The sequence below is a fragment of the Streptomyces sp. NBC_01723 genome, assembly GCF_036246005.1.
GTDB lineage: Bacteria > Actinomycetota > Actinomycetes > Streptomycetales > Streptomycetaceae > Streptomyces.
The window spans coordinates 5,462,914-5,481,461 of the sequence record NZ_CP109171.1; the positions used below are offsets into that span (position 1 = coordinate 5,462,914).

Genomic DNA, 18,548 nt, shown 5'->3' on the forward strand with positions numbered 1-18,548 from the left:
GAGGTACGGAAACGGCGGGCGGATCTATCAGCGCCCGGGCACAAAACTTGGGTTCAGCCGATGTCGGCCCCGTAGACGCGCTCGACGGTGATGGTGAGCAGCACCCGGCGGTCGGCCACCATCGTCGACCGGTACTCGTCCCAGTCCGGATGTTCCCCCGCGGCGGCGCGGTAGTACTCCACCAGCGCCTCGACCTCCGGTCCGTGCGGGTCGGTGCCCGGTCCGGTGAGCGTGGCGACGCCCTCGGCGGTGGCCCAGGACCGGCCGTCCGGGGCGGTCACCTCCAGCGTGGCCCGCGGGTCCCGGCGCAGGTTGGCGGTCTTGGCCAGCCCGTCGCGGGTCGAGATCCGGATGACGCCGGCCTCCGCGTCGTAGGCGGGCATGACGGGCGAGAGCTGCGGGCGGCCGTCCGACTTGATCGTCGCGAGCACGCCGAGCCGGCTTTGGGCGAGCAGGGCACGGGGGTCGAAGCGCGAGGTGGTGGTCATGGTCCGATCATCACCCGCCGCACCGGAGGCTGTCCCGCGAACGTCCGCCGAACGCCCGGCCGCACGGCTCAGGGCACCGACGGGCCGCCCAGGTACTCGCCGTCGCGGTCGTAGGGCCAGGCGTTGGCGACGCACCCCTTGAGACCCTTGATCTGCTGCATCATCGCCGGGGCGGGCCGGCCGGCGCCGGGGCAGGTCTCGTGGCCGTGACCGATGCGGTGCCCGACCTCGTGGTTGACGATCAGCGCCCGGTACTCGTGGATCGGGCCGTCGAACTCCGGGGAACCCAGCACCCAGCGCTTGAGGTTCACCACGACGTCCGTGCCTACGCTGCAGTTCACCTCGCCCCGGGTGCGCAGGCCCGCCGCGCCGCAGATGCGGTCGACGGTGCCCGGCGTGGCGATCTTCACCACGAAGTCGTACGAGCCCGTGCCGACCAGCCGGAAGGAGGTGGCCCCGTCCCTCGTCCAGCCCCGGCGGTCGGCGAGCACGTCGGCTATCTCGGCCGCGGCGGCGCTCGGGCGGACGTCGATGCCCTCCTCGACCAGGACCTTGTACCGGCGCACCCGGCCGCCGGTGCCCACGGTCGTGCCGTCGGCCCGTGCGGTGACGAAGGTGCCGGGGCCCGTCGCAGGAACGGCGATGGCGGAGGGGGAGGACGAGGGCGACGGGGACGGCTTCGCGGACGGTGACGCGGAGGTGCCGGCCGAGGGGGTGGGCGTCCCCGCGGCGTCCAGGGCGTCGGCCACGTCGGCCACCTGGTCGTCCGCCACCGGGGGCCGGGCGTCCCGCCAGTACGCCACCGCGGCGCCCGCGGTGACCAGCACCACCCCGAGGGCGAGGAGGACCAGGACCACGCGGGCGGGCCCGCGGCGCCCGCCTCCGCGGGGGCCGGTCCGGCGGGCGGGGGATCGGCCCACGACGTGCGTCCTCTCTGCTGGTCCGGGGGACGCGCACCGTGGACTTCCGTCTGCTCGTGTCCCCACAAGATCCAAGCGGAAAGTTGTGCGAAAAACCCACAGATCCCCAAGTGGGTCTTCTCACAGGGGAGTTCGCCGTGCACCCGCAACCGATCGGTACGCCGTGTCGTCCCACGCACCCCGGGGCCGCCCGGCCGGTGCCGGGCGACCCCGAAGCGGTGCGTGGACGGACCGTCAGCCCGCGGCGGTCCGGTCCCAGCGGTAGAAGCAGCGCGCCATCGCGTCCTTCGGACCGCGCCAGGTCGCCGGGTCGTACGCCGAGACGTACGGCTCCAGCCGCTCGCTGACCTGGCGGAACTCCGGATGCCCGGTCAGCCGGCCGATCGTGGGGGCCGGGTCCTCGTCGCTCTCGATCAGGTGCAGGTACACACCGTCACCGAACTCGAAGAGGCTGCGCCGGTTGACGCCCACCAGGTGCGGCAGCTCGCCGCGGTCGGACTCCGCGAACACCTTCGCGATGTCCGGGGCCGCGCCGGGTGCCATCCGGGCGACGATCAGTGTGTGGTGCATGGGGTGACGCCCTTCGCCGGTGTCCTTCGGTGTCGGTGTCAGTCGGCGAGCGCCGACGCGGTCCGCCGCTCGCCCGCCGCCTGCTCGATCCGGTCCCGGATCAGCGCCATCTGCGTACGGGAGTTGCGGTTGATGTTGTCCGTCATCCAGGCGTCGTCCACCGGAGCGTCCGGCTTCATCGCGAAGTCCTGGATCCAGCGCATCAGAACGCCCTCGGCGGTCTCCGCGTACTCCCAGACGATGTTCATGTACTGGAAGGGACCGGTCTCGACCCGCTGGGCGCGGACGGTGCGGGTGACGGGGTCGGCGACCCGCTCGGAGACCCAGCTCCACACCTTGCCGTCCGCGTCCGGGTGCATGGTGAGCCGGAACGTGACGCGGTCGCCGTCGCGCTCGAGCACGTCCACGGAGGCGTACTCGCTGAACAGCTTGGGCCAGCCGTCGATGTCGTTGGTCATGTCCCAGACCAGCTCCATCGGAGCGGCGATGGTGATCTCGTTCTCGGTGTGACCTGCCATGTCACACTCCCGTCTTCAGGGCGCCGTTGATCAGCGCGAGGAAATCGGCGGGCGTCTTGCAGCGCTCGGCCTGCTCGGGCAGGCCCAGGCCGTACCGCTTCTCCAGCTCGGCCACGATGCCCAGCAGGCCGAGGGAGTCCAGGCCGAAGGTGTCGAAGCCGTCGTCGGCCTGCGCACGCAGGGTCTCCGGTTCGACGTGCACGCCGGCGGTGCGCTTCATCAGCGCGGCCAGCTCCTCGATGGTCACCTGGTAGGCCAGTTGGTCGGTCATGGGGGTGTCCTCCTTCACTCAAGGTGGCGCGCGCCCACTCGCGGCGCTCACTCGGATTGGGGTCGGTCGGTCTCAGTGCGCGGACGGCGCGGTGCCGCCCTGCCGCAGGACGAGGGCCGAGTTGGAACCCATCAGCCCGCGGCTCAGCACCAGCGCGGTGCGCGACTCGGCGGGGCGGGCCCGGCCGGTCACCAGGTCCAGGTCGTGGCTGACCTCGAACACGTGCGGGGTCGGCGGGATCAGCCCGTGCTCCATGGCGAGCACCGCCGTCGCCACGTCCAGCACCGGAGCGGCGCAGTAGGCCCGCCCGGTCCCGGTCTTGGGCGCGGTGACCGGCACGCGCGCGGCGTGCGGGCCGAGCGCGTCGGCCAGGGCCAGGGCCTCGGCCCGGTCGGCCTCCGGGACGCCGAGGGCGTCCGCGAAGACCACGTCGACGTCCTCGGGCCGGCAGCCCGCCTCGGCCAGCGCGCCCTCGATCGCGCGGGCCAGCCCCTCCCGGGACTCGGCCCAGCGGCCGGCGCCGGTGAAGGTCGCCGCGTGCCCGGCCACCGTCGCCCGCACCTCGGCGCCGCGCTCCCGGGCCGCCCGCTCCTCCTCCACGACCAGCACGGCACCGCCCTCGGCCGGCGCGAACCCGCAGGCCGCCTCGGTGAACGGACGGTAGGCACGGTCGGGTTCGGTGGCGCGGCTCAGCTCGGGATAGCCCAGCTGGCAGACGATCGAGTACGGGGCGAGCGGTGCCTCCGTCGCGCCGCAGACCACCGTGTCGGTGCCGCCCCGCACGGCCAGCGCCGCGTGCGCCAGGGCATCCAGACCGCCCGCCTCGTCGGCGGCCACGACCCCGCAGGGGCCCTTGAAGTCGTTGCGGATGGAGACCTGGCCGGTGCTGGCCGCGTAGAACCAGGCGATCGACTGGTACGGGCCGACGTACCGCGAGCCCTGGCTCCACAGGTTCTGCAGCTCGCGCTGCCCGAACTCACCGCCGCCGGAACCCGCGGCGGTGACCACGCCGACCGAGTACGGCGACTCGATGTCCGCCCGCCCGAACCGGGCGTCGGCCAGCGCGAACTGGGTGGCGGACAGCGCGAAGTGCGTGAACCGGTCGGTCTGCACGAGGTAGCGCTCCTCGACCGTCTCGGCCGCCTCGAAGCCCCGCACCTCGCCCGCCACCCGCAGCGGCAGATGGTCGCAGCCCTCCCGCGTGACGGGCCCCAGGCTGCTGTTGCCGTCCGCGGTGGCCTTCCAGTGCGCCTCGACGCCCACGCCGTGCGGGGACACCACACCGAGCCCGGTGACGACCGCGCGCCTGGCCCCGCCGTTGGTTGGTTGCCGTCCGCTCATCGCTGCCCTCCTTCGGAACCGGAACCGGAAGCGCTCAGCACGACCGCCGACTGGAAGCCCCCGAAGCCGCTGCCCACCGACAGCACGTGCCGCAGCGTCCGCTCCCGTGCCTCGCGCGGCACGTAGTCCAGGTCGCACTCGGGGTCCGGGGTCGTGTAGTTGGCCGTCGGCGGCACCACCTGGCGGGCCATGGCCAGGACGCACGCGGCCAGTTCGATCGAGCCGATCGCGCCGAGCGAGTGACCCACCATCGACTTGATGGAGCTCATCGGCGTCGCGTAGGCGTGCTCGCCCAGCGAGCGTTTGACGGCCGCGGTCTCGTGCCGGTCGTTCTGCTGGGTGCCGGAACCGTGCGCGTTGACGTAGTCGATGTCCGAGCCGTCTATGCGGGCCATGTCCAGCGCCGTGTCGATGGCCCGCGCCATCTCCAGGCCCTCCTTGGTGAGCCCGGTCATGTGGTACGCGTTGCCGAACGTCGCGTATCCGGAGATCTCGCAGTACACGTCCGCGCCACGGGCCCGGGCGTGCTCCAGGTCCTCCAGGACGAGCACCGCCGCGCCCTCGCCCATCACGAAGCCGTTGCGGTCGGCGTCGAAGGGCCGGGAGGCGTGCGCGGGGTCGTCGTTGTTCGGCGAGGTCGCCTTGATGGCGTCGAAGCAGGCCATCGTGATCGGGGATATGGGGGAGTCGGCGGCGCCCGCCAGGCACACGTCGACGCGTCCCTCGGCGACCGCGTGGTAGGCGTAGCCGACGGCGTCGAGCCCGGACGTGCAGCCCGTGGAGACCGTCTGCACCGGCCCGCGCACGCCGAACTCCTCGGCGACCGCGGACGACAGCGTCGCCGGGGTGAACGCCCGCTCCAGATGCGGCTCGGCCCGCTTGTCGTCCACGTCCCAGCGCGAGCCGCGCTCACTGACCAGGACGTAGTCGTGCTCCAGCCGGGTGGTGCCGCCGACCGCGGTGCCCAGCGTGGCGCCGGCCCGCCAGGGGTCCTGCCGGGCCAGGTCGAGGTTCGCGTCCCGGACCGCCTCCGCGGCGGCCACCAGCGCGAACTGCACGTACCGGTCGCTGCGTTGGACCGTGGCCAGACCGAGGCCGTGGTCGGCCGGTTCGAAGTCGCACTCGGCGGCGATCTGCGAACGCAGCCCGGCCGGGTCGAAGAGGGAGATGCGGCGCGTCGCCGTACGGCCTTCGGACAGCAGGCCCCAGAACTGGGACACGCCGATCCCGCCGGGGGCGACGACGCCTATGCCCGTGACGGCCACCCGACGCCGGTTCATGACACCGCCTCGGCCGTCGCGGCGGGACGCTCGTGCGGGATGGCGTTGCCGGCCGCGTCCTCGGTGTCCACGTGGCCCAGCTCGGGCCGTGGGGCCAGCGGTCCCAGGTGGAAGACGAGCCGCGCCTCGACGTCCCCGACGTTGCGGAAGCGGTGGCGCATGTCCTGCGGGATCAGCATCCCCTGCCCGACGGTGAGCGCGTGCGGCGCCCCGTCCAGGTCCACCTCCAGGGCGCCCTCGGTGACGTACACGAACTCCTCGGAGTACGGGTGGTAGTGCTCGGCGATCCGCTCGCCGGGCTGCACGATGGCCACGCCCATGAAGCCGCTGGTCGCACCGGCGCTGGTGGGCGTGAGCATGGCGCGGATGTCTCCTCCGCGGCGGCGGTTGGGCGCGACGTCGCCGATGGAGATGATGTTTACCTGCTGGTTTGTCATGTCGTTCACTCCGGGGTGACGAGAAGCGGTGGGGGAGGAGGGTGAGGGGCGGGAGACCACGCGGGCCGGCGGGCGCGCCGTCGGGCCGTACCGGGTGCGTGGTGCGGGTGTCGGTCGGTTCGGGAGGGTGGCGCGAAGGAGCCGCGCCGGTGGGCGTGGTTCAGGCGTCCGACGCGTGCCGGTCGGTCAGGGGCGTCATACGGGCCCGCGCCAGCAGCAACGCCAGGGTGCGGGGCTCGCTGAGGGACCCGTCGACGCCGTACGCGGCGGTGTCCAGGAGCCGCTCGGCGGCCTCGATCACGGCGGCCGCGGGGGCTCCGGCCGACCTGCCGGGCCCGGCGGCCGCGGGCAGACCGAGGACGGCGGACACGGGCGCCCCGTCCGGGTCGCCGTCCACGTCGACGAGCCGTACCACGAGGTCGTCGCGGTGGAAGACGGTGGCGGCGAGGACCGGGCCGTCCTGGGCCCGCAGGGCGGAGGCGTCCCGGTGGGCCAGCAGCCGGGCCAGTTCCGGACCGGCCCCCGGCCGCACCGGGTAGAGCAGCGCGATCCGCTGCGCGCTCGCGCCGGACCGGCCCCCCGACGCCATGTGGTGGACGGCCGGCATGGCGGCGCGGGTGAAGAACTCCCGGGCGGACCGCGGGTCGCGCAGGTCCCGGTCCTGCTCCAGATGCGGGTTGAGAGCCTCCTCGACCGCCCGCACGCCCGGCTGCCGGGCCACGTGCCGCAACGCGGTCTGCAGGTCGCCCCGCAGCTCCACGGCCCGGACGACCCGGTTGCCGTGCATGAAGACCGACGTGCGCAGCAGCCGGTTGGAGTCGTCGACCTGGGCCGCGGGCGCCGCGTAGTCGGACAGCAGCCGGGCGACGTCGGCCTCGCTGCCGGGCCGCACGGTGAACGTCAGGGCGTGCCGGACGATGTTGTTCCCGATCCGGGCAGCGGACCGCGGCGACCCACCGGCCGCGCCGGACGAGTTCTCGTCGCCCTCGGTCTCGCGCAGCACGCTGTAGCGCAGGGAGTGGGTGTCCCGGACGCAGTTCTGCAGCGGCTCGACCATGTCCAGGTGCTCGTCGCTGCTGACCCAGCTCAGGAAGGGCTCGGCGGTCTCCCACTCGCTGGTGAGGAGCCATTGGGTGGGGTTGTCGACGGACTGGCACAGCTGATCAGTGATATGTCCCGGAACGGCGGCGACCCGGTCGCGGATGCTGTCGTACGCGTCCAGGAACTCCTGCTGCATTCCGTCGTGGATGTCCAGCATCAGCACGACCCGTACGCGGGATCCGTCGAACGCCGATGTCGATACGCCGTCGGCGTCCGCGGCCGGGGCGACGGGCGTCGCCCCGGCGTCAGTGGTCAGGGCATCCGCCGACACGCCATCCGTGGTTTCGACGGGAGAGACCGTCATCCGGCCCACCTCTTCTCCGGGGAACTTTCTCTGGGACTGGGGGCGATCGTCGCGGCGCACGCCATGGCTCGGGCGGGTACGCCGGTCGCAATAAGCCGATCGTCGGCCGTGCCCGCGAGGACCGCGCGCCGGGAGTGTTAAGCGGGTGAAAGCTCCTCCGCCGCGGGCCTCATCAGGCCGCACGGGGAAGGCATGGGAGCCCCGGCGCACATCTGGCGCGGGGCGAATCACTCGACGACGGTCCCGTATACGCGGACGCCCGTCGGTCACAGCGAGGACTGCGTCCGCCATACCGAACGACGGACGTGTGTCACAACGGAGGACGAACAATGAACGAAAGAGCCGACCGGCCCGGAGGCGCCGCCGCCCCTGCGGTCCACCGGGTCCCGGTCCTCATCGTCGGCGGGTCCCTGGTGGGCCTGTCGACCTCGGTGTTCCTGGGGCGCCTCGGCGTCCGGCACACCCTGGTGGAGCGCCACGCCGGCACTTCCATCCACCCCCGCGGGCGCGGCAACAACGTCCGCACCATGGAGATCTTCCGGGTGGCCGGCACCGAGCCGGACATCAGGAAGGCCGCCGCCACGCTGGCCGAGAACCACGGCATCCTGCAGACGACCACGCTGGTGGGCGACGAGGGGGAGTGGCTGCTCAAGGAGATGGACCCGGGCGGCGGACTGGCCCGCTTCAGCCCCAGCGGCTGGTGCCTGTGCAGCCAGAACGACCTGGAGCCCGAACTCCTCACCCACGCCACCAACCTCGGCGGTGACCTGCGTTTCGGCACCGAACTGCTGTCGTTCGAGGACGACGCGGACGGCGTCACGGCGGTGGTGAAGAGCCGGGAGACCGGCGAGCACACCACCATCCGCGCGGACTACCTGATCGCCGCCGACGGTCCCCGCAGCCCCGTCCGCGAGCAGCTCGGCATCGGCCAGAGCGGCCCCGGCGACCTCTTCCACAACGTCAGCGCCACCTTCCGCTCCCGCCGCCTGGCCGACGTGGTGCGCGACCGCCGCTTCATCGTCTGCTACCTGACCGGCGAGGACGCCGATGGCGCTCTCCTGCCGGTCGACAACGGCGAGAACTGGGTCTTCCACCTCCCCTGGCACCCCGAACAGGGCGAGACCGTCGAGGACTTCACCGAGGAGCGCTGCGCCGCCCACATCCGCCGCGCGATCGGCGACCCGGACCTCGACGTCGAGATCACGGGCAAGGCCCCCTGGCACGCCGCCCAGCGCGTGGCCCGCAGCTACCGCGCCGGCCGCGTCCTGCTGGCCGGCGACTCGGCCCACGAGATGTCCCCCACCGGCGCCTTCGGCTCCAACACCGGCATCCAGGACGCGCACAACCTCGCCTGGAAGCTGGCCGCGGTCCTGGAGGGCTGGGCGGGCGAAGGCCTCCTGGACACCTACGACGCGGAACGCCGCCCGGTCGCCGAGGCCACCAGCGCCCGAGCCGCCGGCCGCTCGGTGGAACACAGCCACCCGGGCTTCGCCCCGCCGCCGGGGATGACGGGTGGGGGGCCGGGTGCGGGTGAAGGGCCCGGTGGTCCTGGCGGTCCTGGCGGTCCTGGTCGTCCTGGTGGTCCTGGTGGTCCTGGTGGGGCGCCTGGTGGTCCGGGCGGTCCCGGTGGCGCAGCCGGTGGGCCGGGTGGGCCCGGCGGAGCGCCCGGCGGTCCCGGCAGTGCGGCCGGTAGGCCCGGCGGCCCCGGCGGCCCCGGTGGCCCCGGTGGCCCCGGTGGCGCTCCTGGTGGCCCGGGCGGGCCCGGTGGGCCTGGCGGCCCTGGCGGAGCACCCGCCGGCGGCCCAGGCGGCATCCTGAACGTCGCCCTCGGCTACCGCTACCCCCAGGGCGCGGTGGTCGGCGCCGACCCGGCGACCCCGGTGGTCCCGGAGGGCCTCGACCTCTCCGGCGCACCCGGCAGCAGGGCCCCGCACCTCTGGCTCCGCCAGGGCGACGCCCGCGTCTCCACCCTGGACCTCTACGAGGACTCCCTGGTCCTGCTCAGCGACGCGGCCCAGCCCACCGGCTGGCACGAGGCGGCGACCCGGCTGGCGGCCGAGATGCGGATCCCGCTGAAGCCGTACCGCGTGGGCGGCACCCCGGAGGCCGACCTGGTCCAGGACGACGAGGACAAGGACTGGGCGAAGTCCCACGGAGTGACCCGTGGCGGCGCGGTCCTGGTCCGCCCCGACGGCTTCGTCGCCTGGCGCTCCCCGGGCCCGGCCCCGGACCCCGAGTCGATGCTGCGCCAGGTGATCAGGACGGTGCTGGCCCGTCCGTGAGAAGGACGGGAACGAGCACGTGACTAGCACGTGACGAGCCCCCACCTTAAACGTGGACCACTCCCCACTTATTTGCTACCGTCTCGACGGCAAGCAAACCGGGGAGTGGTCCCCGTTAATTGCGGCGAGGGGTCGGAAATGACGAAGCAGCCGAACACCGCACTGGTCCTGGGTGGAGGCGGCCTGACCGCCTACGGCTGGCAGGTCGGCGTACTGGCGGGACTGGCCGACGCGGGTGTGCACCTCGGCGACGCCGACGTCCTCGCCGGCACGTCGGCCGGCTCGCTGCTGGCCCTGGACCTGGCGAAAGGCTCGACACCGTCCGCCCTCTACACGGAACAGATCAACCGCGACCGCCCCATGATCGACGTGGACTTCACCCTGCCGATGACGGTCAGGTACCTGTGGGCGTCCCTGCGCTCGCGCGACCCGGACAAGACGCTCGAGCACCTGAGCCGGCTGGCCCTCTCCGTACGCGACGTGCCGGAGACCGCGGTCCTGGAGGCGATAGGCCCCCACATCCCGGTCCCGGACTGGCCGGAGCGCCAGGTACGCCTCTTCGCGGTGGACGCCCTCACCGGCACCCCCACCGCCTTCACGGCAGCCGACGGAGTCGACCTCCCGCACGCCATGGCCGCCACCTGCGCCCTGCCGCCCCTCTTCCCGCCGATCACCATCGGCAAGGCCCGGTGGATGGACGGCGGCGTACGCTCCACGACCAACGCCGACCTGCTCACGGACTGCGCGAGGGTGGTCGTCCTGGCCCCCATCCCGAAGGCGGCGGGCGCCACCCCGAGCGCCCAGTCCCACATCCGGACCCTGACGACCCACGGCACGCGAGCCACCCTCCTGACCCCCGACCGAGCCGCCCGCCGGGCCTTCGGCCGCAACCCCCTGAACGCCGCCCGCATCCCGGGTTCGGCAAGGGAGGGACGACGCCAGGGCAGGGAGTACGCGGAGACGGTCCGGGAGGTCTGGGACGGCTCGGATCCGCACCGCAACGAACACATCCCGGCTCGTTGACCCTCCGGCTCGGTCGTCGTCACACGGTCGGCGCCGAGCATGGTCGGACAAATGCGACGTCCACCCTGGGAGAGTGTCACGCGACGGAACCCCCGTACGCGCCCGTGGCCGCCCGCTCAGGAGAACCGACATGCGCACACTCGCGATCACCGAGAACATCACCGTCGACGGCTCGATCGAGATGCTCACCGACTGGTTCGACCCTCAGGCCCAGGGCGAGGTCGACATGGCCGACGTCATGGAGGAGAGCCACCGGCAGGACAGCCGCGCCGACGCGCTGCTGCTGGGCCGCCGGACGTTCGAGGACTTCCGCGGCTACTGGCCGAACCAGACCGACGACCCCACCGGCATCACCGCGTACCTCAACCAGGTCCAGAAGTACGTCGTGTCCTCCACCCTCACCGACCCGATGTGGGACAACTCGACGGTACTGACGGGCGACCCGGTCGAGGAAGTCCGCGCCCTCAAGGCGCAGGAGGGCGGTAAGGACATCGTCCTCACGGGCAGCATCCGCCTGGCCCACACCCTGATCGAGGCCGGCCTCGTGGACGAGTACCGCCTCTTCGTCTATCCGGTGGTCCAGGGCAGAGGCCGCAGGCTCTTCCCCGACGGCTTCGAGATCCCCAGCCTCCGACTGGCCGACGCGAAGACGTTCCGCAGCGGCATCGTCCTGACCCGATACGTCCCGGCGTAAAACTTTCCCCGACTCTGCGTCCACGGATGTCGAGACCGCGCCCCCGGCTCCGTCCCAGGGACGTCACCGGCCACCACCGGCCGCACGACAAGGACGAAAAGGGAGAACAGAGATCATGGCGATTCAGCGAATGGACAACATCGGCATCGTCGTGGAGGACATGGACGCCGCGATCGCGTTCTTCGTGGAACTCGGTATGGAGCTGGAGGGCAGGACGGAGGTCGAGGGCCCCGTCGCCGACCAGTGCACCGGACTCGACGGCGTCCACTGCGACATCGCGATGCTCCGCACCCCGGACGGCCACAGCCGCCTCGAACTGTCGAGGTACCGCACCCCGAAGGCAACCGCCGACACCCCCCGCAACCGCCCCCACAACATCCTGGGCACCCACCGAGTCATGTACGCCGTCGACGACCTGAAGTCCACGCTCACCCGCCTACGCCCCCACGGAGCCGAACTCCTGGGCGAAATCGCCAACTTCGAGAACAGCTACCTGCTCTGCTACGTCCGCGGCCCGGAGGGCATCATCATCGGCCTGGCCGAGGAACTGCACTGAGAGACGGGAACCGGGGCCGCCCCGCAACGCAGGTGAGGCGACTTCACCGCACGTCATCGGAGGCCAGGGCGACGAAGCGGCTCAAGGTGCCCCCTGCCTCGTCGCCCAGCTCCCGCAACTGTTGTGAGCTGGAGGCGTGATGCATGTCGGCAGCCGCATCGAAGGCAATCAGTGCGGCTTCGTGCAACGCGTCGCCACTGGCTATGAGCTGGACTCGAAACACCGCATGCTGGGCGACTCCCCTGAGCCGACGAGCCTCCAAGGCCGCTTCCGAATCACGACCGGGGCCGGCTTGTCCGTCGTGCCAGCGGCTGTACTGGCACCGCCGCAACTCCGTCACAGCTTGGGCGAACTCGCTGTATACCGCCATACGCTCCGACCGGAGCTGCCGCTGATGAGCAACGTTCTCCGCATGCTCGGCCGACTTGCGCTGGAAGACGTACGTCGCCACCGAACCGAGCAGAGTACCCAGCACCGCGATGAGAACCGGCATCGCACTGTCCATGAGGACAGAACACCAGCTCCCGCCACCCAGCGGAACCGCTCCGGAAGACTCCGCACCGCGCGGATCAAGCCAGGACCCCACGGCAGACCAGCCTCCGAGCTGCCCGCAAGCCTCCAAGACCAGCACGCAGCCACGACACCATCACCGGCAAACCCCTGCGCACAGCAAAAGACCTCACCGACAGCATCTCTGCTGGTGGTGAGGTCCCGGCACACTTGCACAGTGTGCCCCCGGCAGGATTCGAACCTGCGCACACGGCTCCGGAGGCCGTTGCTCTATCCCCTGAGCTACGGGGGCGTGTTCGTCGCGTTCGGTGTTGCTCGCGGCGACGGGTAGAACACTACCAGCTCCCCCGGGGTGGTCATGAACGGGTTTTCGCGGGTCGTGGGGCCTGTCGGGAGCAGGCGCGCGGGGCGTTGTCCCCCGCAGGGGTGGAAGTGGGGAAAAGCCGGACGCGGTGGCCGGTCCGGACCTACTCTCGAGTTGTGCCTAGGGCGTCTGGCCGGGTTCTTGTTGTGGACGACAACAAGGTCATCCGGCAGCTGATCAGGGTCAATCTCGAGCTGGAGGGCTTCGAGGTCGTGACCGCGGGCGATGGTGTCGAGTGTCTGGATGTCGTCCATCAGGTGCGGCCCGACGTGGTCACGCTCGATGTGGTCATGCCCCGCCTGGACGGGCTCCGGACCGCTGCGCGGCTGCGTGCCGATCCGCGTACTCAGGAGCTTCCGATAGCGATCGTGAGCGCCTGTACGCGGTACGAGGTCGACGCGGGGTTCGCCGCCGGGGTCGACGCCTTCCTCTCCAAGCCCTTCGAGCCGGCCGAGCTCGTCAGACTCGTACGGCAGTTGGCCGAGCGGACCGTCACGGGGGTCGGTGTGGTGGGTGGTGACGGGGCGGCCGCCCCGTCCTCCCACGCGGAGGAGAGCGAGTCCTCTGCCCAGGCGTGATCGCCTCCGCCACCCCCCTCTGACCCTTCCCGTCCATATCCCGGGACTCCCCGAAACCGGTTGGCCTCCCCACCCCCCTCCTCCCATACGCTTGACCCGTGACCCCCGTAGAGCTCTCCCGTACCGTGCTGCGCGCGGTGCGTCGCGCTGTCGACGGGGGAGAGCTGGACGTGGACGTGCCCGTGCGGGTCCGGGTGGGGCCGCCGGGGCCCGGTGGGTGTGGTGACTACGCCACCGGCATCGCCCTGCAACTGGCCCGGCCGGCCGGGCAGCCGCCGTACCGGGTCGCCGAGGTGCTGCGGACGCATCTCACAGGCGCCGACGGCATCGCCGACGTCGTCCTCACCGGGCCCGGGTTTCTCAACATCAGCCTCCACCGCACCGCCCCGGCCGAGCTGGTCGCCGAGGTGCTGCGGCGCGGGCCACGGTACGGCCACCTCGACCCCGAGGGCGGAGAGGGCGGAGAGGGCGAACGGCGTCGCGTGCAGTTGCACTGCGATCACCATCCCCGCGCCCTCGTCGTCGCCGACGCCGCCGCCCGCATCCTGCGTTCCCAGGGCGCCCTCGCCCGCGTCGGCTGCGCCGCCCCGCCCGAGCCGGAATGGACCGCCGTCCTCGGCGTACGTGTCGATGCCGAGGGACCCGCGCGCGACGAGCTGACCGTCCAGGTCAGGCCCGTTCCCGCCCCCGGCGACCCCCTCCCCCTCGGGCGGGACGCCGGACGCTGGGCGCTGCTCCACCCCGCCGCCCACGACCGGCCCCGGATCGGTGACGAGCACCTGGTCCAGCGTGAGAGCAACCCCCTCTTCCGTGTGCGCTACGCCCACGCCCGCACCCGCGCCCTCGCGCGCAACGCGGCCGACCTCGGCTTCGCCGCCGAGCCGGGGCCCACGGAGGACGCGAACGGGAACGGGAACGGGACAGACAAGGAGGGGACAAGCGGGCGCGAGCTGTACCCGCTGCTCGGCGACCACCCCCGCCTACTCGCCGCCGCCGCGGCCCACCACGCTCCCGACCGCCTCGCCCGGCACCTCGTCACCGTCGCCGATGCCGTGCTGCCTTTTCTCCCCGCCGTGCTGCCGCGCGGTGGGGAGAAACCCTCGGCCGCCCACCGTGCCCGGCTCGCCCTCGCCGAAGCCGCCGGGACGGTGCTGGCCGGCGGCCTGACCCTGCTCGGTATCGACGCACCCGACCACCTGTGAAGCCAGCGAGAGAGTCAGCGAAGAAATGAGCCGTTCCGCACACCCCGCCGGGCCCCGTCACGCCGACGTCCTCACCGAGGGGCACTACTCCGCTCCGCCCGCCGATCTCAACGCCCTCGACCCCAAGGTGTGGGCCCACACCGTCGGGCGGGACGCGGACGGTGCCGTCACCGTCGGGGGGATCGCCGTCACCCGGCTCGCCGAGGAGTACGGCACCCCCGCCTACATCCTCGACGAGGCCGACTTCCGGGAGCGGGCGCGGGCCTGGCGTACCGCCTTCGGGACCGACGCCGACGTCTTCTACGCCGGCAAGGCCTTCCTGTCGCGCGCCGTCGTGCGGTGGCTGGACGAGGAGGGGCTCAATCTCGACGTGTGCTCCGGCGGCGAGCTGGCCACCGCGCTGTCCGCGGGCATGCCCGCCGAGCGCATCGCCTTCCACGGCAACAACAAGTCGCCGGAGGAGATCGAGCGGGCCGTCGCCGCGGGCGTCGGGCGGATCGTGCTCGACTCCTTCCAGGAGATCGTGCGCGTCGCCCACACCGCCGAGTCGCTGGGCAGGCGGCAGCGGGTGCAGATCCGTATCACCGTCGGCGTCGAGGCGCACACCCACGAGTTCATCGCCACCGCCCACGAGGACCAGAAGTTCGGCATCCCGCTGGCCGGCGGGCAGGCCGCGGAGGCCGTGCGGCGGGCGCTCCAGCTCGACGGGATCGAGCTGATCGGGATCCACTCCCACATCGGGTCGCAGATCTTCGACATGTCCGGGTTCGAGGTCGCCGCGCACCGGGTGGTCGGGCTGCTCAAGGACATCCGCGACGAGCACGGGGTCGAGCTGCCGGAGATCGACTTGGGTGGTGGGCTCGGGATCGCCTACACGAGCGACGACGATCCCCGTGAGCCGCACGAGATCGCCAAGGCGCTGACCGAGATCGTGACGAGGGAGTGCGAGAGTGCGCGGCTGCGTACGCCGCGCATCTCCGTCGAGCCCGGGCGGGCCATCGTGGGCCCGACCGCCTTCACGCTCTACGAGGTCGGCACCGTCAAGCCGCTCGACGGGCTGCGGACGTACGTCTCCGTGGACGGGGGGATGTCGGACAACATCCGGACCGCCCTCTACGACGCCGAGTACAGCGTCGCCCTCGCCTCCCGCACCTCCGACGCCGAGCCGATGCTGGCCCGCGTCGTCGGCAAGCACTGCGAGAGCGGGGACATCGTGGTCAAGGACGCCTTCCTGCCGGGCGACCTGGCCCCCGGTGACCTGATCGCCGTACCGGCGACGGGCGCGTACTGCCGCTCCATGGCCAGCAACTACAACCACGTGCTGCGCCCGCCGGTCGTCGCGGTGCGGGACGGCGAGGCGCGGGTCATCGTGCGGCGTGAGACCGAGGAGGATCTGCTGCGTCTCGACGTCGGCTGAGCGCCGGGGTCGGGGGAGGTCGGGGAGGGGAAGGCGGGCGCGGGCGAAGATCTTTCGTTCCGGGCCCGTCCGAAAATGAAATAAACGTCTCACGATCCGGACGAAAGGCAGAAAATCCCGTCCGGTGCGTGAGACTGGTCCAACCGTAGACGGTATGAGGAAACGAGGTCGGATGATGCGTACGCGTCCGCTGAAGGTGGCGCTGCTGGGCTGTGGTGTGGTCGGCTCAGAGGTGGCGCGCATCATGACGACGCACGCCGACGACCTCGCCGCCCGCATCGGGGCGCCGGTGGAGCTCGCGGGCGTGGCCGTACGGCGGCCGGACCGGGTGCGCGAGGGCATCGACCCCGCCCTCGTCACCACCGACGCCACCGCCCTGGTCAAGCGCGGGGACATCGACGTCGTCGTCGAGGTCATCGGCGGCATCGAGCCCGCCCGGACCCTCATCACCACCGCCTTCGAGCACGGCGCCTCCGTCGTCTCCGCCAACAAGGCGCTCATCGCCCAGGACGGCGCCTCGCTGCACGCCGCGGCCGACGAGCACGGCAAGGACCTGTACTACGAGGCCGCCGTCGCCGGTGCCATCCCGCTGATCCGGCCGCTGCGCGAGTCGCTCGCCGGCGACAAGGTCAACCGGGTGCTCGGCATCGTCAACGGGACCACCAACTTCATCCTCGACGCCATGGACACGACCGGGGCGGGCTACCAGGAGGCGCTCGACGAGGCCACCGCCCTCGGGTACGCCGAGGCCGACCCGACCGCCGACGTCGAGGGCTTCGACGCCGCCGCCAAGGCCGCCATCCTCGCCGGGATCGCCTTCCACACGCGCGTGCGCCTCGACGACGTCTACCGCGAGGGCATGACCGAGGTCACCGCCGCCGACTTCGCCTCCGCCAAGGAGATGGGCTGCACCATCAAGCTGCTGGCCATCTGCGAGCGGGCGGCGGACGGGGGCTCGGTCACCGCGCGCGTGCATCCCGCGATGATCCCGCTCAGCCACCCGCTGGCCAACGTGCGCGAGGCCTACAACGCCGTCTTCGTGGAGTCCGACGCCGCGGGGCAGCTCATGTTCTACGGGCCCGGCGCCGGCGGTTCGCCGACCGCGTCCGCCGTACTCGGCGATCTCGTCGCCGTATGCCGCAACCGGCTGGGCGGCGCGACCGGACCCGGCGCGTCCGCGTACGCCGCACTGCCCGTCTCGCCGATGGGCGAGGTCGTCACGCGGTACCACATCAGCCTCGACGTGGCCGACAAACCGGGCGTGCTCGCCCAGGTCGCGACCGTGTTCGCGGAGCACGGTGTCTCCATCGACACCGTGCGGCAGTCCGGCAAGGACGGCGAGGCATCCCTCGTCGTCGTCACCCACCGTGCGTCCGACGCCGCCCTCGGCGGTACGGTCGAGGCGCTGCGCAAGCTCGACACCGTGCGGGGTGTCGCCAGCATCATGCGGGTTGAAGGAGAGTAACCAGCAATGACCCACCAGTGGCGCGGAATCATCGAGGAGTACCGGGACCGGCTGCCCGTCTCCGACAGCACGCCCGTCGTGACGCTCCGCGAGGGCGGCACGCCGCTCGTGCCCGCACAGGTGCTCTCCGAGCGCACGGGCTGCGAGGTCCACCTCAAGGTCGAGGGGGCGAACCCGACGGGGTCCTTCAAGGACCGCGGCATGACCATGGCCATCAGCAAGGCCAAGGAGGAGGGCGCGCAGGCCGTCATCTGCGCCTCCACCGGCAACACCTCCGCCAGTGCCGCCGCGTACGGCGTGCGCGCGGGCATGGTGTCCGCCGTGCTCGTGCCGCAGGGCAAGATCGCGCTCGGCAAGATGGGCCAGGCCCTCGTGCACGGCGCGAAGATCCTCCAGGTCGACGGCAACTTCGACGACTGCCTCACGCTGGCCCGCGCGCTCAGCGACAACTACCCGGTGGCGCTGGTCAATTCGGTCAACCCGGTGCGTATCGAGGGGCAGAAGACGGCCGCCTTCGAGATCGTGGACATGCTCGGCGACGCGCCCGACATCCACGTCCTGCCGGTCGGCAACGCGGGCAACATCACCGCGTACTGGAAGGGGTACCGCGAGTACGCCGCCGACGGGCTCAGCACGAAGACGCCCCGCATGTGGGGGTTCCAGGCCTCCGGCAGCGCCCCGATCGTGCGCGGCGAGGTCGTCAAGGACCCGTCGACCATCGCCACCGCCATCCGGATCGGCAACCCGGCCTCGTGGGACCTCGCGCTCGCCGCGCGGGACGAGTCCGGCGGCGCCATCGACGAGGTGACGGACCGTGAGATCCTGCGCGCCTACCGGCTGTTGGCCTCCCAGGAGGGCGTCTTCGTGGAGCCCGCGTCCGCCGCGTCGGTGGCCGGTCTGCTGAAGGCCGCCGAGCTGGGCAGGGTCGACCCGGGCCAGCGCATCGTCTGCACCGTCACCGGCAACGGTCTCAAGGACCCGGACTGGGCCGTCGCCGGCGCCCCGCAGCCGGTCACCGTCCCGGTCGACGCGGCGACGGCGGCCGAGCGGCTCGGCCTGGTCTGAGCCGGCGACGCCACTCCCACCGGCGTACGAGGGCGTAAGCGACGTCCGGCCGGGAAAGTCACTTATGGGGGGTGCACAGGGGGCTTGCGACACGCATCGTGCGCCTCCTGTGCGCCCTATGTCGCCACGGAACCTTCCTTCGATAGGCTGTACCCGAACCCG

19 protein-coding genes and 1 tRNA gene are annotated in these 18,548 nt (G+C 72.1%); 9 read left to right on the forward strand and 11 right to left on the reverse strand.

Annotated features, from left to right (window positions below; genetic code table 11):
* Positions 1 to 53: 53 nt before the first annotated feature.
* The 9 genes from OIE75_RS25470 to OIE75_RS25510 form a co-directional block, all read right to left on the reverse strand.
* Positions 54 to 488 carry a PPOX class F420-dependent oxidoreductase gene (locus OIE75_RS25470; protein WP_307015109.1) on the reverse strand — a complete coding sequence of 145 codons (435 nt, stop codon included), beginning with the start codon at positions 486 to 488 and terminating at the stop codon, positions 54 to 56.
* A 68-nt stretch (positions 489 to 556) separates the two neighbouring features.
* The gene (locus OIE75_RS25475) at positions 557 to 1,408 is read right to left on the reverse strand and encodes a DUF3152 domain-containing protein (RefSeq protein ID WP_329472228.1); all 852 of its coding nucleotides are present in this window, start codon (positions 1,406 to 1,408) and stop codon (positions 557 to 559) included.
* Between the two features lie 234 nt (positions 1,409 to 1,642).
* Entirely contained in the window at positions 1,643 to 1,978 is a 336-nt protein-coding gene (locus tag OIE75_RS25480) for a TcmI family type II polyketide cyclase (protein WP_122616215.1), read from the reverse strand.
* Positions 1,979 to 2,016: 38 nt separating this feature from the next.
* Complete coding sequence (locus OIE75_RS25485) at positions 2,017 to 2,496, reverse strand: SRPBCC family protein (protein ID WP_329472229.1); 480 nt, start codon at positions 2,494 to 2,496, stop codon at positions 2,017 to 2,019.
* Position 2,497: 1 nt separating this feature from the next.
* Positions 2,498 to 2,767: an acyl carrier protein gene (locus OIE75_RS25490; protein ID WP_064729823.1), complete on the reverse strand. Its 270-nt coding sequence runs from the start codon at positions 2,765 to 2,767 to the stop codon at positions 2,498 to 2,500.
* Between the two features lie 72 nt (positions 2,768 to 2,839).
* A complete protein-coding gene (locus OIE75_RS25495; RefSeq protein WP_307015112.1) occupies positions 2,840 to 4,108 on the reverse strand; it encodes a ketosynthase chain-length factor in 1,269 nt (422 codons plus the stop codon).
* Complete coding sequence (locus OIE75_RS25500) at positions 4,105 to 5,388, reverse strand: beta-ketoacyl-[acyl-carrier-protein] synthase family protein (protein WP_329472230.1); 1,284 nt, start codon at positions 5,386 to 5,388, stop codon at positions 4,105 to 4,107. The genes OIE75_RS25495 and OIE75_RS25500 overlap by 4 nt, the downstream gene beginning before the upstream one ends.
* A complete protein-coding gene (locus OIE75_RS25505; protein ID WP_122616220.1) occupies positions 5,385 to 5,825 on the reverse strand; it encodes a cupin domain-containing protein in 441 nt (146 codons plus the stop codon). Before OIE75_RS25505 ends, OIE75_RS25500 begins: the two co-directional genes overlap by 4 nt.
* Before the next feature lie 160 nt (positions 5,826 to 5,985).
* Positions 5,986 to 7,230 (reverse strand): SchA/CurD-like domain-containing protein, encoded by a 1,245-nt coding sequence (locus OIE75_RS25510; RefSeq protein ID WP_307015114.1) that lies wholly within the window; start codon positions 7,228 to 7,230, stop codon positions 5,986 to 5,988.
* A gap of 329 nt (positions 7,231 to 7,559) precedes the next feature.
* Here OIE75_RS25510 and OIE75_RS25515 point away from each other — a divergent pair, with 329 nt between their 5' ends.
* The 4 genes from OIE75_RS25515 (at position 7,560) to OIE75_RS25530 (ending at position 11,785) form a co-directional block, all read left to right on the forward strand.
* Positions 7,560 to 9,512 carry an FAD-dependent oxidoreductase gene (locus OIE75_RS25515; RefSeq protein ID WP_329472231.1) on the forward strand — a complete coding sequence of 651 codons (1,953 nt, stop codon included), beginning with the start codon at positions 7,560 to 7,562 and terminating at the stop codon, positions 9,510 to 9,512.
* A gap of 138 nt (positions 9,513 to 9,650) precedes the next feature.
* The gene (locus tag OIE75_RS25520; RefSeq protein WP_307015116.1) at positions 9,651 to 10,535 is read left to right on the forward strand and encodes a patatin-like phospholipase family protein; all 885 of its coding nucleotides are present in this window, start codon (positions 9,651 to 9,653) and stop codon (positions 10,533 to 10,535) included.
* 130 nt (positions 10,536 to 10,665) lie between these two features.
* Positions 10,666 to 11,229, forward strand: coding sequence for a dihydrofolate reductase family protein (locus tag OIE75_RS25525; RefSeq protein WP_307015117.1), 564 nt, complete (start codon positions 10,666 to 10,668; stop codon positions 11,227 to 11,229).
* A 115-nt stretch (positions 11,230 to 11,344) separates the two neighbouring features.
* Entirely contained in the window at positions 11,345 to 11,785 is a 441-nt protein-coding gene (locus tag OIE75_RS25530; protein ID WP_329472232.1) for a VOC family protein, read from the forward strand.
* Between the two features lie 43 nt (positions 11,786 to 11,828).
* Here OIE75_RS25530 and OIE75_RS25535 read toward each other — a convergent pair whose 3' ends face one another.
* Together OIE75_RS25535 and OIE75_RS25540 are read right to left on the reverse strand one after the other, a co-directional pair.
* A complete protein-coding gene (locus tag OIE75_RS25535) occupies positions 11,829 to 12,278 on the reverse strand; it encodes a hypothetical protein (RefSeq protein ID WP_329472233.1) in 450 nt (149 codons plus the stop codon).
* A 237-nt stretch (positions 12,279 to 12,515) separates the two neighbouring features.
* Positions 12,516 to 12,587, reverse strand: a tRNA-Arg gene (locus OIE75_RS25540).
* Between the two features lie 188 nt (positions 12,588 to 12,775).
* Between OIE75_RS25540 and OIE75_RS25545 the strand changes: the two genes are divergently transcribed.
* The 5 genes from OIE75_RS25545 (at position 12,776) to thrC (ending at position 18,386) form a co-directional block, all read left to right on the forward strand.
* Positions 12,776 to 13,237: a response regulator gene (locus OIE75_RS25545; protein WP_307015120.1), complete on the forward strand. Its 462-nt coding sequence runs from the start codon at positions 12,776 to 12,778 to the stop codon at positions 13,235 to 13,237.
* Between the two features lie 98 nt (positions 13,238 to 13,335).
* Positions 13,336 to 14,439: an ArgS-related anticodon-binding protein NrtL gene (gene nrtL / locus OIE75_RS25550; protein ID WP_329472234.1), complete on the forward strand. Its 1,104-nt coding sequence runs from the start codon at positions 13,336 to 13,338 to the stop codon at positions 14,437 to 14,439.
* Between the two features lie 25 nt (positions 14,440 to 14,464).
* Complete coding sequence (lysA, locus tag OIE75_RS25555) at positions 14,465 to 15,856, forward strand: diaminopimelate decarboxylase (RefSeq protein WP_307015122.1); 1,392 nt, start codon at positions 14,465 to 14,467, stop codon at positions 15,854 to 15,856.
* A 172-nt stretch (positions 15,857 to 16,028) separates the two neighbouring features.
* Positions 16,029 to 17,321 (forward strand): homoserine dehydrogenase, encoded by a 1,293-nt coding sequence (locus OIE75_RS25560; RefSeq protein ID WP_307015123.1) that lies wholly within the window; start codon positions 16,029 to 16,031, stop codon positions 17,319 to 17,321.
* Between the two features lie 6 nt (positions 17,322 to 17,327).
* Positions 17,328 to 18,386, forward strand: coding sequence for a threonine synthase (gene thrC, locus OIE75_RS25565; RefSeq protein WP_307015124.1), 1,059 nt, complete (start codon positions 17,328 to 17,330; stop codon positions 18,384 to 18,386).
* Positions 18,387 to 18,548 lie beyond the last annotated feature (162 nt).